The sequence below is a fragment of the Prevotella sp. oral taxon 313 genome (assembly GCF_003043935.1).
Lineage (GTDB): Bacteria > Bacteroidota > Bacteroidia > Bacteroidales > Bacteroidaceae > Prevotella > Prevotella jejuni.
In genome coordinates, this window is the sequence record NZ_PYXE01000001.1 from 554,998 (window position 1) to 570,678 (window position 15,681).

Consider the following 15,681-nt stretch of genomic DNA (forward strand, 5'->3'; position numbering starts at 1 on the left):
ACAAAGACAAGTGTTTGTACAAACTCTTGGCGTGTGGAGCGGAGCGTTTATCTTGGCTCTTGACACTACAAAAGCTCCCGATGGTGCTACATCAAGTCATGTTCTCACTATCGACGGTTGGCAGGCCATTAACCTCTATAAGCAGAACGATTGTCCCTGTCAGTTCGGTGTAGAGTTTCTCATACTCTGGACTCGCCCCAAAGTCGTCCGTCAGTTCATACTTATCGAAAACGCTTTGCACAGCCTTATTCTTTAGAAGCATTGGTGTTAGTCTTTCAGGAAGAGGAGAAGGGAGTTCTTTCTCGAACTCATTCTCTAAGACAGACACAAGCGTGTCATACTTGGAAAAGTGCAAACCTTGATATAATACTTCGCTTGCCATCGTCTCCGCCTCGGGATGAGAAAAACCTTGTGCTATAGCATCGCAGTAAGTTGTCAATGCCTCGTCTGCGCGAGCAGTTATAAACGTATTTTCATTCACTCTCTCTGAAAAATGCTCTCCGAGATACGCTTCCAACTTCAAACGGAAGTAGGAAAGCTCTTTCTTTGTTGTTGTCATAATCTTCTTAGTTTAGGATTGTACATTATTTTGAGTTGATGCCCATGGCAACATTGAACTTGTCTAACTTGCCAGCCAACTGTTCCATATCGTGTTCTATTTTCTTATTGGTAATACGGGCATAAATTTGTGTCGTTTTAATGTTGGTATGTCCCAACATCTTCGACACACTTTCCATAGGAACGCCCTTGCTGAGCGACATGGTCGCAAATGTATGGCGAGCCATATGGAAAGTAAGATTTTTGACAATACCGCAAATATCAGCTATTTCTTTTAGATAAGCATTCATTTTTTGATTACTTAGTACAGGAAACAGTTTTCCTTCACGATAAGTATTATTGTTATATTTAGCTATAATCTGCTTTGGAATATCAAGAAGAAGAATATTAGATTCTACATTCGTCTTCTGTCTCTTCGTCATAATCCACTGTTTATCGTCCATACTAACTAAATGTTCTGGTGTGAGATTGGCAACATCTATGTATGATAGCCCTGTGAAACATGAGAAAATGAATATATCACGGACAAGAGATAAACGAGGTATCGTAAGTTTTTTATTCACAATTTTGAGAATTTCTTCATCAGTGAGAAATCCTCTGTCGACAAGCTCCAAGTGAAAATGGTAATTAGCAAACGGATCATGGTGCAGCACACCCAATTTCCGACCTAAAATGGTAATTGTCTTAAAAATCTTCATTGTCTTTGTTGCTGTGTTACGACATTGTCCGGCAACTGTTTGAAGATAAAGGTCAAAATCATAGATGACTGTATAATTTAATTCACACAACTTTATATCTGTCCGACCATATTTCTGCTTCAGAAACTCTGCAAAGTGACGCTTGCATAATTCATACTTTCGCAAAGTAGTAGCAGATACAGAAACTCCTACTTGCTTTCGGAAGTCTTCATTATGCTTCTCGAAAAGAGCCATAAACGTATCTATGTCCCCTTTCTTTCCTAAAAACTCTTCTTTGATTCGTTCCAAACACAAATCATCTGAAAACTCCAAACGTCGGAAGATATTAAGCAACCCATTACTGATATTATCGAGTTGCAAATTCGTCCTCAGGACTTCAGTTGTTCGACCTTTGAGACGTTCTTTGTCAATATCCCAAAGAGACTTCAAAACAGAGATTCCCGTTGATCCAATCGAGAGACGCTCATTATTGAGATAGATTCTCAACATCACTGGATTCTTCCCTTCTTTGTTCACATAATTACTTCTAAGATAGAATGTTGACTTAAAAATTGACTTCATAAATACTTGTTTTTAATTGTAGCCATAGTATGGATTTTGTGTAGCCAAAACTAAAAAGTTGTGTAGCCATTTGTATCCACAACCATGCTGCAAAGTTCAACATAATTTTCAAATGATGAGCAATTCTTACGTACTCTTGATGTACTCTGTAGCCACTCTTGGCTACAATTTTTGAAATTCAAGAATTTCTGTAGCTGAATTGTAGCCGTTGTGGAGTATTTTGGGATATTTTTGTGTATCTACACATACTCCGAAAAGAGGAAGTGATACAAAACAAAAGTATCATAACTCCTTGAAGTTATGATACTTACGATTTTCTTTAGAAATCTCTGATGCTATTTTCAGAGTACTTAAAGCGGTGCGTACGAGACTCGAACTCGTGACCTCCTGCGTGACAGGCAGGCATTCTAACCAACTGAACTAACGCACCCAAATGAAGGCGTAAAAACCCTTTTTCTGTTTTGCGAGTGCAAAGGTAATAATAAAAATCTATACCACCAAAATTAATCAACGCTTTTTATATAAAAAGTTACATTACCCCTCTGCACGCATGACAACCATCGCGGAATATCCACTTCCCGATAGTCTCTTATCTGTAAAACACTTTGATTGTAGACGCATAAATATCCTCAAGCACTATCAACGTCCTATATATAATAAGGTAAAACACTCCTGTGCTCTCGTCACAAGTCCTAAAGAATATCCACACTCAGATAGTCTCCTATCTAAAACACCTTTGGACAGGAGGCTGATAAAAGTCCTCAAGCGCAGACAAGAGGCTTTAGATGAACAGTTGCATTACCCTTGCATCCTTATAACGACCATCGCAGAAGATCCACTCCTTCAGTATTGCGCCCTCTGTAAAACCAATTGAAAGGAGGCAGTGGTGGGACACCTCGTTATCAACATCGACCACTGCATAGATTTGTTTAAGGTGGAGCATGTTACGACTGTAGTCTGTCAGCATCTCAATAGCAGCCTGTGCGTAGCCCTGTCGACGAAAGGCTTTCATGATGATGATACCCATCTCCGCCCGTTGATGCTTCGGATCGAAGTCTACAAGGTCTATCACTCCCACCGTCTCCTGCTGTTCGTTCTCGATAATCAATCGCACCTGTCCGTCGATATAGATATCGTTCTTCGCATCAGCAATATAGTTATGCAATGCGTAGCGACTGTAAGGAACATTCGTGGCACTGACGTTCCAGAGGCTACGGTCGTTCTCTATGTGATAAAGCATATCGAGGTCTTCTGGCTCCATCGCCCTAAGTCTTACCCTCACATGTCGTTTTTTTTCCATGTCTTAACCTCCTATTATCTCAGTCATCGTAATGACTCTATTGTCTTTTGGATGGTAGAATCCGATGTGTACATTGCTGATGGGCTGGCGTGCGAAGGCGTTTAAGATGTCTTGATAACGAAAGCGACTGGTGTCGTAGGCCACACAGTAGGGTTTACTCTGTCGTCCTATCTGTTGGAGTATTTCGTCATGAATCTTCATCAATTCGTCCTGTTCGGCTATGTGATACTCTGCTGTCAAGGCGTTATCGGCTGCGAGTTGTTGGCAGGCAAGCGTCATCTCCTCACTTCCCACAAAGATATAACGAGGGTAAGTGCGGCTCTTTGCGGTGCGGAAGCCCAATTTCTTTCTCACGGCATGGGCTGTGGTACGCATCAGCGAGGCAAAGGCTTTCAGATAGATAGCCCCCTTGATGGGCAGTCGCCACAGTGCGTTCATACCGCCATAATGCTTGCGGAAGAAGATGAGCATGGCATCATAGAAGACGTGGACATATCGGAAGCTCGACTTCTGGGTGCTCTCTCCCTTGTAGTGGAGGATGCGCACGGGCAGATACCAGTTCTCGTAGCCGCCTTTGAGCAGTCGATAACTGAGGTCGACATCCTCGCCATACATAAAGAAGTCCTCGTCTAAGAGGCCTATCTGGTCTAAGGCCGACTTGCGAAGGAAGCAGTAAGCACCGCTGACGACCTCTATCTGTCCTGCAACCTCCCATGAGAGCCCCCCCATATAATAATGTGCAAAGCGACGACTCTGTGGGAAATGCTTACACAGACCGACCATCTTATAGAACGAGACCATCGGCGATGGTAGGCCACGACGGCTTTCTAAGGCTCGGCTACCACTATCGTTAAGCATCTCAACACCATGCCCGCCTGCCTTTGGATGGCTGTCCATAAAGTCGAGCGACGCACGGATAACATCCTCGCCCACAACGGTGTCGGGGTTTAAGAGGAGTATATACTCACCCTGACTCTGCCTGATTGCGATGTTGTTACCCCCTGCAAAACCTAAGTTATGAGCACTGGCAATGAAGCGCACAGTAGGGAAGCGGGGACGAAGATAGGCTATCGAACCATCACTCGAATGGTTGTCGACCACAAACACCTCGGCCTCTATGCCCTCTAAAGCACGCTGCAGACTCTCTAAACACTGCTCGAGATAGTATTTGACGTTATAGTTTACGATGATAACACTCAGTTTCATTTACTCGTGCTCAGGGTTGTCTAAGGAACATTCATGCTCGCATCGCTTCTTGCTGGGATAGACGAAGAAGAGACTTAACGCCAATATCACAGCGAGATAGAAGAAACTCACGGCATCACCAAAGGCATAATAAAAGAAGATGTTGGCTATCATTGGCAGACAGAGTAGCATCAGACGGACGCTACCCCACACAAGGAGCTTACGACTGACATGGCTCTCATCCGACTGCAAAAGCGTCTGCACGTAGCCTATCTTGAAGAGGAAGAGGGCAAGAGGGATAGCGGCAAGGGTCAAGAGTTGCATCAGGAATTGCAGACCGACCATCTTTGCGCTCTCTATGTCGGCCCAGTTGCCTGGGAGGACGAGCCGAAGTTCGTACACTCCAATGATTATCAGCGTGATAATACACGCACCATAAAACTCCGAAAGGAGTATTTTTCTTGTTTTATCCATAGGTTTGTTTAAGATTCAAGCGGGGTGCGGTTTAGGATACTACGCCCTAAGGTCACCTCGTCAGTATATTCAAGTTCGTCGCCAACAGAGATGCCGCGTGCGATAACCGATAGTTTCACACCCGTCCCTCGCAGCTTGCGTGAGATATAGAAGTTGGTCGTGTCGCCCTCCATCGTACTGGCTAAGGCAAGGATAACCTCCTTCACTGTGCCGCCCTTGACGCGTTCTACAAGCGAGTCTATCTCTAAGTCGTTCGGACCAATGCCGTCCATCGGTGAGATAATACCGCCTAAGACGTGATAGAGGCCGTGGAACTGCTGGGTATTCTCTATCGCCATGACGTCTTGCACATTCTCGACTACGCAGACCACCGAGCCGTCGCGACGTGGATCGGAGCATATTCCGCAGACATCATCATCGGAGAGATTATGGCATACCTTGCAATATTTCACGTCATGTCTGACCCTTACTACGGCATCGGCAAAGCCATCCACATCGGCAGCCGACTGTCGGAGCAAATGCAAAACAAGGCGTAGAGCGGTCTTACGCCCCACACCTGGCAACTGTGAGAAGGCCTCTACGGCCCGTTCTAAGAGTTGGGAAGGATACTGTTGCATGCTTTTGAACGATTCTCTCTGACCAGAGAGACGAAGGGAAGAGACTACCGTGGCAATCCGTTCCGCTGGTTTCTAATAGTCGTATCAACCATCGGTCGACAAAGGATACACGCTCAGCCTATCCCCTGCCGACTGATGGCTATTCATCTTACAGGCTTGCCTATCTGCTTAATCGTCAAAGAGATAGATACCCAAACCTATCTTCAAACCAATCGTTGAATAGTCATGATCCTTAAACGACTGGTCGAAGTAGAGAGCAGGCTCTATCGTCACCGAACGATTAACGAAGAAGGCATAACCCAACTCAATGCCTGGCATGAGGTCGTTATAACTGTGGTTGGCATGGAGCAGTTTCACACCAGCACCCAAGTAGAGGCCGTTCTGTGTGATGTAATAGCGTCCACCAACACCCACACTGATATGGTCGGCAACAGCCTCTGAGCCATTATGCACCGCATCGACATTAGCCAGTACCATCACATTGTCCCATGGGAAATAACCAGCCTTAGCCTGTACGCCTAAGTTAATACCGTCCTGACCATTATAATGCAAGTCGAGTCCTGTCAGAGAAGCACCCAAATAGCCCTTCCCCTCTTGGAACTGTGCAGACGCACAAAGGCTTACCATCATTGCTGCAACGAGCAGCATACATCTTTTTATCATTCCTTTAATATGAATATAAGTTATACTTTAAGATTGACAAATAATTCTATTACGCTTCTGTCAACATTCTTAGACAAAGGTAAGGATAATATTTGGATAAAGGAAATAATTGACATTCTTTATAAAATAAGGTGGGGGTGGAGGGCAAAAGATAGCGGGCAATGGTCCAACCCCAGCTGGGCACAACACCATCCCCAGCTGGCCCCTCCCCCTTCCCCTCCCCCGCAGGGAGGGGCGTGATATGTGAGGTTACCCCTACTGTGCTGCTGACAAGGGTCGTGGGAAAGTTTTTCTCACACGGAGGATATCTTGTTCTCATACGGAGGATGTCTTTTTCTCTCACAGAACTCACAGATTTAACAGAATCTTTTTGCGCACAGTTTTGATCTCACAGAACGCCTCCGGCATACAGATTTCACAGAACGTTACTGCTAAAGAAGGGTGTTGGGTGATGGGTGGTGGGTGCTGATGATTAGCCTTGGTGGGTGTTGGGTGATGGTTGTTAGGTGTTGATGATTAGCTAACGTTGGCTGTAAGGTTCTGTGAAATCGGTTGACTTGATGTCTCTGTGGAATGCTGTGTGTTCTGTTCATCTGTGTTATCTGTGAGAAAAAGAACATTTGCGAAACTTGCTGGGGAGTTTTTCTCTCACAGAACTCACAGATTTAACAGAACTTTTCCACCAACGTTTCGAACTCACAGAAGGCCTCCGGCATACAGAATTCACAGAGGCCTTTCAACTAAGATTAGCTGTAACGTTCTGTGATATCGGTTGACTTGATGTCTCTGTGAACCTTTGTGTGTTCTGTTCTTCTGTGTTTTTCTGTGAGAAATAGAACGCACCCTCTGGTTGAGATAAGACCCATGAGAGTCGCTGGAAAGTTCCTTCTCTCACAAAGGGTATTTCTTTCTCTCACAGAGCGCACAGAGTTCACTGAGCCTTTTGGCGCACGTTTCGAGCCCACAGAAGGCCTTCGGCATACAGAGAACACAGAGCGTTTCAGCTATCGTAGATACCGATAAGGAGACAAAAAGCAGCCTACATCCACCTCACATGGGTATCTCGGTGATTACTCCCCTTCCCTTCGGGGGAGGGGAAGGGGGAGGGGCCGCTATCTTTCTGGCCTTTGTGTGTTCTGTTCATCTGTGTTCTTCTGTGAGAAATAGAACGCACCCTCTCGATGAGATTAGGCCTATGAGACTTGCTGGGGAGTTTTTTCTCTCACAGAACACACAGATTTAACAGAACCTTTTTGGCGCACGTTTCGAACTCACAGAACGCCTTCGGCATACAGAGAACACAGAGGCCTTTCAACTAAGATTAGCTGTAACGTTCTGTGTTATCGGTTGACTTGATGTCTCTGTGGCCTTTGTGTGTTCTGTTCTTCTGTGTTCTTCTGTGAGAAATAGAATGCACCCTCTGGTTGAGATAAGACCCATGAGAGTCGCTGGAAAGTTCCATCTCTCACGAAGGATATTTCTTTCTCTCACAGAGCGCACAGAGTTCACGGAGGTTTTTGGCGCACATTTCGAGCCCACAGAACGCCTTCGGCATACAGAGAACACAGAGGCCTTTCAACTAAGATTAGCTGTAACGTTCTGTGATATCGGTTGACTTGATGTCTCTGTGAACCTTTGTGTGTTCTGTTCTTCTGTGTAAATCTGTGAGAAATAGAACACACCCTCTGGTTGAGATAAGACCCATGAGAGTCGCTGGAAAGTTCCTTCTCTCACAAAGGGTATTTCTTTCTCTCACAGAGCGCACAGAGTTCACTGAGCCTTTTTGCGCACATTTCGAGCCCACAGAACGCCTTCGGCATACAGAGAACACAGAGGCCTTTCAACTAAGATTAGCTGTAACGTTCTGTGATATCGGTTGACTTGATGTCTCTGTGAACCTTTGTGTGTTCTGTTCTTCTGTGTAAATCTGTGAGAAATAGAATGCACCCTCTGGTTGAGATAAGACCCATGAGAGTCGCTGGGGAGTTCCATCTCTCACGAAGGATATTTCTTTCTCTCACAGAACTCACAGATTTAACAGAACATATTTGCGCACTGTTTCGAACGCACAGAACGCCTCCGGCATACAGAGAACACAGAGTCCTTTCAACTAAGATTAGCTGTAACGTTCTGTGATATCGGTTGACTTAATGTCTCTGTGAAATGCTGTGTGTTCTGTTCTTCTGTGTAAATCTGTGAGAAATAGAATGCACCCTCAATGAGAAAAGGGACGCTTGAGGCTCGCTGGGGAGGGTTTTCTCTCACAGAACTCACAGATATTACAGAACATTTTTGCGCACTATTTCGAACTCACAGAACGCCTCCGGCATACAGAGTTCACAGAACCTTTCAGCTATTATCATTACTAATAAAGGACATAATGAAGCCTACATCCTATTTATAGGGGTCTCTCGGTGATTACGCCCCTCCCTTTGGGGGAGGGGAAGGGGGAGGGGCCGCTATCTTTATGAACCTTTGTGTGTTCTGTTCTTCTGTGTTCTTCTGTGAGAAAAAGAAAACACTTGAGAGTCGTGGGGAGATTTTTCTCTCACAGAGCGCACAGAGTTCACTGAGCATTTTGGCGCACAGTTTGAGCCCACAGAACGCCTTCGGCATACAGAGAACACAGAGCGTTTCAGCTATCGTAGATACCGATAAGGAGACAAAAAGCAGCCTACATCCACCTCACATGGGTATCTCGGTGATTACTCCCCTTCCCTTCGGGGGAGGGGCCGGGGGAGGGGCCAGCTGGGGCCGGGGGAGGGGCCGCTATCTTTCTGACCTTTGTGTGTTCTGTTATTCTGTGTTCTTCTGTGAGAAATAGAACGCACCCTCGCAAGAGTAAGACGCTAAACATTTCAACAGTGATTGTCAAGATATTTCAGTTGCCATGTCCCTCTCTTTTCATCGAAAGGCCAAACTTGGAGCAAAAAGATGCTCTTCTTCATTCGAGAACATGCCTTTCTTGCACGTTGAAGACGCCCTTCTTGGAGCAAGAAGAGCATATTCTCGAATGTTCTTCGCAACTTTCTGATTTCGTGTGGGTTGTAAAAGCAATCATAAAGTACGTTATACTCTTATTTAGAGAATATTTAGCTGAATGAACTGTAAGGTTTTTTCATTTCTCTATTAACACCTAACATTCAACACCTAACACCCAACAGAAGCCTCACCCCCAGCCCCTCTCCGAATGGAGAGGGGAGTGATCACCGAGGTTACCCCTCCTTCGCTGCTTGTGTCTTGATAGGAGCGTGAACTCACTCCGATACCTCTATAGCTATTCATCAACACCTAACACTCAACACCCAACACCCATCTTTGGCAGTAACGCTCTGTGTTCTCTGTATGCCGAAGGCCTTCTGTGGGCTCGAAACTGTGCGCCAAAATGCTCAGTGAACTCTGTGTGCTCTGTGAGAGAAAAACCTTTACGAAGTATGTAAGCAGCCCAATAGGGGTAACCTCACATATCACTCCCCTCGCCATTCGGAGAGGGGCTGGGGGTGAGGCTAAGTCCAATAGGGGTAACCTCACATATCACTCCCCTCCCTACGGGGGAGGGGAAGGGGGAGGGGCCAACTGGGGCTGGGGGTGAGGTCACTGTGAGTTCTGTGAGAGACAATGTGTTTTTATCATCGAAACCATTTAAAAAAAAGAAACGGCCGAGCACACGCTCTACCGTTATCTCCGAATAATTATCGTCTCGCGACGCTAATGTATCTACAATCTTTACCTAAAATATAACTAAAAACCTAAATCTATTACTAACCTAAACAAATCTTCTTTCTGTATGAATAATCCTGAGCAATCTTTTTATTACCTGTAAAGACTAAACCTTGTAACCAGATAATTTTCTCTTGAATTACGATGCAAAGTTAGCAATAATACACATAACTTGCAAGTCAAACGACATAAATTATCTCTTTATCGACTAATTATTGACTTATATCAAATAATAAGTCCGCCTCCTGTAGTACGCTCAGAGCCATTCTGAGCAGCACCACAAAGGGCGGACAAACATGTTAACGACGGCGGCGCCTAATCTCTAAACGCATTGGGTCTTGTATCTTTGCATCGACAATCAACTGCAGGTAGCGTTCACGGAGGGGCCCCACTCGCACGTTCTTGCGGGCCCGAACGGATGATACCACAGACGAGGGATTGCACGGGACACGCACGTGGAGCACACGACAGATGTGCCACACAATCGACTGAAAGTCCATCAACCGACCCTGATGGTCGGTCAGCTGACCTGTCTCCCATACAATGTGAGCAAGTTCGATGAGGTCGCACTTCAGTCCTGTCCAATACAGTCCTTCTTCTTCGCTCCTATTGATAAGGTCGCAGAAGTTATTCACGAGCTTTCTTATTAGCTGTTCCTCGTCCTCTTGACTCCAGAGGTGAGTAGTCTTCATCATAGTTTTCGCTCTCTTCATCATTGCTTTTAGTGTTTTTGATTGTTATATAACTGTGTTTCATCTATCTGCCTCCTCGTTTAGTCGTGACACTTTGTAGGTCAGTAGGAGAAGTCGGCGAGCGGCAGTGGCATCGTCCCTCACCGCAACAGCCTACTGGGGAGAAGACTGTTACGTAAGGTTGCTGCAAAGATAAATGACGCTTGTGCAATAAATGTTCAATGCTGAAAAAATTTTACTTAAATAATCGTAACGGGGGAAGAAGTTCACGAGTTGACCATTTGAAAAGTAAACAAGCTATAGGTGCTGCGCCCCTTCACGTCCGCCTTACATACTCTTTTCGCATCGAAAAGTCGGTCTCCCACTCGCTTTCAAACGCTTGGGTCGGCACGTGGGGGAGGTGGCCCCTCCCCCAACCCCAGCTGGCCCCTCCCCCTTCCCCTCCCCCGTAGGGAGGGGCGTAATATGTGAGGTTACCCCTACAAGACTGCCAGTAAGAGGTATCACGAAGCCAACATCCACTCAATAGGGGTATCTCGGTGATTACGCCCCTTCCTTTTGGGGAGGGGAAGGGGGAGGGGCCACTACTTGCTTTGAACCCTGTGTGTTCTGTTCATCTGTGTTCTTCTGTGAGAGAAAAAGAGGTCCTCCCTGAGTAAAAGAATACTAACCATGTAAATAGAAAATGTCAAGATATTTTGCAGACTGTTCCTTTCTCTTTTCGAGAAAAGGCCGAGTATGCAACAAGAGGAGGCTCTTCTACGTTCAAGAACATGCCCTTCTTGCGTCAAAAAGGGCGTCTTCTACGAGCAAGAAGGGCATATACTCGAATGCAAAACGTAACACACTGATTTCTTGTGGGTTATATCCTCGGTTATAGGCAATGACATCTGCTTATATTGAGGGTGGCTAACTTGGTAGGTTGTAAGGGTTTTTCATCATTCTACTGCGCCTCACCTCTCACAGTTATCACCCCAGCGATAGCAGTAACACTCTGTGTTTTCTGTATGCCGAAGGCCCTCTGTGGGGCAGAGGCCCCTCCCCCTTCCCCTCCCCCAAAGGGAGGGGCGTGATTACCAAGATACCCCTATAACAAGGGTGTACGCTTCGGTTTATCCTCATATTGGCAGCCCCATAGGGGTAACCTCACATTTCACTCCCCTCCCTACAGGGGAGGGGAAGGGGGAGGGGCCACCTCCTCATGGGCTCGAAACTGTGCGCAAAAAGGGTCTGTCAAATCTGTGTGCTCTGTGAGAGAAAAAACTCCCCAGCGTGTTGTTTGTGTGTTGTATCATACAGTGGGAGCGTTCTATTTCTCACAGAAATACACAGAAGAACAGAACACAAAGGGTTTCACAGAGACATTAAGTCAACCGATTTCACAGAACCTTACAGCCAACTTTGGCAGTAACGCTCTGTGTACTCTGTATGCCGGAGGCCTTCTGTGAGTTCGAAATAGTGCGCCAAAAAGCTCCGTGAACTCTGTGCGCTCTGTGAGAGAAAAAACTCCGCAGCAAGTCTCATAGGCCTAATCTCGTCGAGAGGGTGCGTTCTTTTTCTCACAGAAAAACACAGATGAACAGAACACACAGGAGGCAGAAAGATGATGGCCCCTCCCCCGTCCCCTCCCCAAAAGGGAGGGGCGTAATCACCGAGATACCCCTATAAAAAGGATGTAGGCTTCGTTATGTCCCTTAATGGCAGTCTTGTAGGGGTAACCTCACATACTACTCCCCTCCCTACGGGGGAGGGGCCGGGGGAGGGGCCACTCGTTTCGCGGGTGAGGCCGCTGTGATTTCTATAAGAGAAGGAACTGTCCTGCTTTTTTATCATGTTACTTTTTTGTCGCCAAACAACGCTCTTCATAAAACGAAAAAGGTTACTAATCTGTCGCACCACAGGCTATTTATTTGACTTAGAACACATTGCAAAGACAAATAAAAAGGCCAAATAAAGTGGGAAACAAATTAGTAACCGATAAAAGAACACTATAACAAAGCAAAAACAAGATAATTGTAAAGAAAAGAGACAACACACCCCTCTTTCCTCCCCAGCCGTCGCCTTGCACCTCCCTATTTGTCGACAAAACAGGAAAAAGCCTCCCTTATTGTCGCACATAAACTACGATACTGTCGGGGAAAACCTCCCATAAAGTCGCACATAACCTACGTTTGTGTCGGTCGACAGCTTCATAACCGTCTGTGATAGAAAGAGATACAACCAACCAACTAAGTCTTATAAGTGACCGATAACGACTGTCTAAGTTCAAGACAGGTGTGTTGTTGAAGCGTTTTAAGTATATGATACACTATACAACCAAGTCTTCTAAGCAACCGATAACGACTGTCTAAGTTCAAGACAGGTGTGTTGTTGAAGCATTTTAAGTATAAGATACACTACACAACCAAGTCTTCTAAGCAGCCGCTAACGACCGAACAGACTTAAGACGAGGGAGTTGTGGGTGATTTCTACATACGAGATTCACCACACAACCACGCCTTGTCGGCAATTGCTAACGGCTGAACAGACTCAAAACGAGGGAGTTATGGATGCGTTCTACATACAAGAAGTAACGCCCAAGGTGGTTGCCAACGCTGTAAGAATAGTGATAAGAATATGCAAGATATTCTTCCAAACTGGTTTATTCATAATTGTAAACAATGGTTTTGAACAATTCCTCCATGCTTGTCGATGCTCGTCACGTCACATGAAACGCTCTAACTCATCCCGTAAAACGGTCCATCACGATTCACAAAACATTCTAACATGTCTCATAAAACGGTCCATCACGATTCATAAAACATTCTAACATGTCTCATAAAACGGTCCAACACGATTCATAAAACATTCTAACATGTCTCATAAAACGGTCCAACACGATCCATAAAACATTCTAACATGTCTCATAAAACGGTCCAACACATCCCAAGAAACGCTCTAACACGCTCATAGCGAACGGACTACACCGACACATCACAGGCAGGAACTGTAAGGTTAATGACGATATATTAATAAGGAGCGGAGGAGCTTCGTCGGCTCTCCCCCACCCCCTTTCGCTCGGTTGCGACCGTCGTTCAACGCTCAGCCTCAACGACTTAGCGACCCAGAACGGCCACTACATCCATCGGCTCAAGCCTCATCGACTACGCATGAGACTCGCCCGTCGGGGTAGACTCACCAGCCACAGGACCCGCTGATGGCGTTGAGGTCTTGTCCTTACCGCCCTTCTTGCTGCCCTTCTTAGGCTTGGCAGCAGCGATAGGCGAGTCATACTGCTCAGCCTCCTGCACTCGCAAACCGTCGAGAAGTTTGTTGACACGACGATGAGAAGCGTCCACCCTCACCGCAGGGACAAAGATAACGTGAGCACCAAAGATGTCGCGCTGTGGATTGAAGTCCTTTGCCTTCTCAACACCAGATGAATGGATGCCCACACGAAAGGTTCCCAATCCGTCGAGCTTCACACGGTTACCGGCCTTGAGCACCTGGTTCATTTCGAACACCAACGCACTGATAACTGCCAGAATATCAGGCTCTGTGACGGTGCAACGGGCACTCACACGATTAGCAAGGTCTTTCACACCAACAAGGTCGGGACTGATTGCGCGAGCATACCAATACCCCTTGTGCTTACTGTTACTACGATTGTCTTGATACATACGGAATTTGATTGACATAACTTGAATGATTTTAATAAGTGAAACAATTAAATTAAGGACATCTATGCATAGTTCATGACCTATTCTAAACAATGGCTTGCATGCCTGTCATCTGCCTCTCCACTCCGCCCTCCCCTCACCACGGATTGAGGGGAGGGACATCTGCACGGAAAGTAACTGCGACAAAAAAGTGTAAAATTAAGTAAACAAGTGAACAAGTAAACATGTAAATGCGTAAACGAGTAAACAAGTAAACACATAAACAAGCGAACAAGTAAACATGTAAAAAGACAAATAACTAAACAAGCAAAAGCCTAAAAACGTATAAAAATATAAAGGTAAAAGTTGGAAAACACAAAAACGTAAAAACATACTTCACCATAAACATAAAGGATTAAAAATATGAAAAGATATTCACGTAAATAATTAAAATATTACTGTTCAGCGTCTTGAAGGGCCTACCCCACCGTTTCGGCGACAAAAAAGTGAATTGTTTTGCCCTCGCTCTGACGCCTATTTCTCCCCGAGAATCTGGTGTCTGTTCCTCCCATCCCGCCTATAACTGATGTGGATCCATCGCTTACAGGTGGCCTCCAACGGCTCCAAAATCATCTGATCGAAGTCTGTTTGACGAAGTATAGCAGCGTATTTTCGACACATCTCTGCCCCTGTGACGTGGATATCCACCGCCTCACCCCGCAGGTGTTGGGAGTCGAATGCCCCATGAATGGCCTTATTCAGCACCGGCGAACGGTAGCCACTCGTGACAATAACACGGCCGACACGACGACGGAGGGGTTCGAGCACACACGCACAAAGGGCCTTGAGATTTTCCATCACCTCCTCGCGAAGCACCTCACCATCGCGCCCCTCCGTCTTAGGCACGTTCTTTATCCGCCGCTTCACGGCCTCACCCGAGCGCATCATCTCGCCCACCGTGAAGTGTGGTGAGAGTCGTTCGCTAAGGTCTATCTCGCTAAAAAGATTATCGTTCATCATATACCTTATATATAATAGATTGTTTGACTTCTCATAGTCTGGTCCATCTCCCACCGACAGCCTCGTCCTCCTCAGCCCCGCCAGTCGTCTGATGCCCAGCCTGTCACCGTTTTCATTCCTGATGACGATGCAAAGGTACAACACAAAAAAGCCGATCGCAAGCAGGATATATGTAGTAATATAAGTAGCCAGACAAGGTATTTCTTGAAGACAGAATAACAGGGGACGGGGGGAGACAGGATAATTCTTTAAGACAGAGTAACATAAAGACAAAGGAGACAGGGTAATTTTGAAGACAGAGTAACATGAGGACAGGAGTAACAGAAGGGGTGGTCTTGAAGACAGAATAACAGGGGGACGGGGGGAGACAGGTGTGGTTTTTTAGACAGAATGACATAATGACAAAGGGAGACAGGGTATGGTTTTGAAGACATAATGACATAATGACAAAAGAAGAATGACATATTTTTTTTCACAGAAGAACACAGATGAACAGAACACACAAAGGCCCACAGAGACATTAAGTCAACCGATTTCACAGAACCTTACAGCCAA

12 protein-coding genes and 1 tRNA gene are annotated in these 15,681 nt (G+C 45.8%); all 13 read right to left on the reverse strand.

Translation table 11 applies throughout. The annotated features are described in order from the left end of the window. Positions 1-91: 91 nt before the first annotated feature. A complete protein-coding gene (locus AXF23_RS02210) occupies positions 92-559 on the reverse strand; it encodes a DUF1896 domain-containing protein (protein ID WP_107624155.1) in 468 nt (155 codons plus the stop codon). Between the two features lie 25 nt (positions 560-584). Continuing rightward, positions 585-1,817, reverse strand: a complete 1,233-nt coding sequence (locus AXF23_RS02215) for a site-specific integrase (RefSeq protein WP_107624156.1) — start codon at positions 1,815-1,817, stop codon at positions 585-587. 356 nt (positions 1,818-2,173) lie between these two features. Then, positions 2,174-2,247 (reverse strand) — tRNA-Asp (locus AXF23_RS02220). A 351-nt stretch (positions 2,248-2,598) separates the two neighbouring features. Continuing rightward, complete coding sequence (locus AXF23_RS02225; protein WP_042855784.1) at positions 2,599-3,117, reverse strand: GNAT family N-acetyltransferase; 519 nt, start codon at positions 3,115-3,117, stop codon at positions 2,599-2,601. Positions 3,118-3,120: 3 nt separating this feature from the next. After that, a complete protein-coding gene (locus tag AXF23_RS02230; RefSeq protein ID WP_107624157.1) occupies positions 3,121-4,323 on the reverse strand; it encodes a glycosyltransferase family 2 protein in 1,203 nt (400 codons plus the stop codon). Next, positions 4,324-4,776, reverse strand: a complete 453-nt coding sequence (locus AXF23_RS02235) for a hypothetical protein (protein WP_107624158.1) — start codon at positions 4,774-4,776, stop codon at positions 4,324-4,326. Positions 4,777-4,784: 8 nt separating this feature from the next. Continuing rightward, the gene (gene recR / locus AXF23_RS02240; RefSeq protein WP_107624159.1) at positions 4,785-5,393 is read right to left on the reverse strand and encodes a recombination mediator RecR; all 609 of its coding nucleotides are present in this window, start codon (positions 5,391-5,393) and stop codon (positions 4,785-4,787) included. 168 nt (positions 5,394-5,561) lie between these two features. Next, on the reverse strand, positions 5,562-6,056 hold the full coding sequence (locus AXF23_RS02245; RefSeq protein ID WP_199222148.1) for a hypothetical protein: 495 nt from the start codon (positions 6,054-6,056) through the stop codon (positions 5,562-5,564). A 1,575-nt stretch (positions 6,057-7,631) separates the two neighbouring features. After that, positions 7,632-7,790, reverse strand: a complete 159-nt coding sequence (locus AXF23_RS15910; RefSeq protein ID WP_158267678.1) for a hypothetical protein — start codon at positions 7,788-7,790, stop codon at positions 7,632-7,634. Positions 7,791-10,075: 2,285 nt separating this feature from the next. Then, entirely contained in the window at positions 10,076-10,489 is a 414-nt protein-coding gene (locus AXF23_RS02295; RefSeq protein WP_107625768.1) for a hypothetical protein, read from the reverse strand. A gap of 2,535 nt (positions 10,490-13,024) precedes the next feature. Further along, entirely contained in the window at positions 13,025-13,117 is a 93-nt protein-coding gene (locus AXF23_RS15915; protein ID WP_157600212.1) for a smalltalk protein, read from the reverse strand. A gap of 494 nt (positions 13,118-13,611) precedes the next feature. Beyond that, positions 13,612-14,145, reverse strand: a complete 534-nt coding sequence (locus AXF23_RS02305) for an HU family DNA-binding protein (RefSeq protein ID WP_089365636.1) — start codon at positions 14,143-14,145, stop codon at positions 13,612-13,614. Positions 14,146-14,640: 495 nt separating this feature from the next. Further along, positions 14,641-15,126 (reverse strand): D-Ala-D-Ala carboxypeptidase family metallohydrolase, encoded by a 486-nt coding sequence (locus AXF23_RS02310; RefSeq protein ID WP_107624163.1) that lies wholly within the window; start codon positions 15,124-15,126, stop codon positions 14,641-14,643. Between the last annotated feature and the right edge of the window lie 555 nt (positions 15,127-15,681).

Coding starts and splice junctions, on each gene's coding strand:
- AXF23_RS02230 (WP_107624157.1), bottom strand. CDS start 4,323: ATGAAACTGAGTGTTATCATCGTAAACTATAACGTCAAATACTATCTC.
- AXF23_RS02310 (WP_107624163.1), bottom strand. CDS start 15,126: ATGATGAACGATAATCTTTTTAGCGAGATAGACCTTAGCGAACGACTC.
- recR (WP_107624159.1), bottom strand. CDS start 5,393: ATGCAACAGTATCCTTCCCAACTCTTAGAACGGGCCGTAGAGGCCTTC.
- AXF23_RS02235 (WP_107624158.1), bottom strand. CDS start 4,776: ATGGATAAAACAAGAAAAATACTCCTTTCGGAGTTTTATGGTGCGTGT.
- AXF23_RS02225 (WP_042855784.1), bottom strand. CDS start 3,117: ATGGAAAAAAAACGACATGTGAGGGTAAGACTTAGGGCGATGGAGCCA.
- AXF23_RS02245 (WP_199222148.1), bottom strand. CDS start 6,056: ATGATAAAAAGATGTATGCTGCTCGTTGCAGCAATGATGGTAAGCCTT.
- AXF23_RS02210 (WP_107624155.1), bottom strand. CDS start 559: ATGACAACAACAAAGAAAGAGCTTTCCTACTTCCGTTTGAAGTTGGAA.
- AXF23_RS02305 (WP_089365636.1), bottom strand. CDS start 14,145: ATGTCAATCAAATTCCGTATGTATCAAGACAATCGTAGTAACAGTAAG.
- AXF23_RS02295 (WP_107625768.1), bottom strand. CDS start 10,489: ATGAAGAGAGCGAAAACTATGATGAAGACTACTCACCTCTGGAGTCAA.
- AXF23_RS02215 (WP_107624156.1), bottom strand. CDS start 1,817: ATGAAGTCAATTTTTAAGTCAACATTCTATCTTAGAAGTAATTATGTG.
- AXF23_RS15915 (WP_157600212.1), bottom strand. CDS start 13,117: ATGAATAAACCAGTTTGGAAGAATATCTTGCATATTCTTATCACTATT.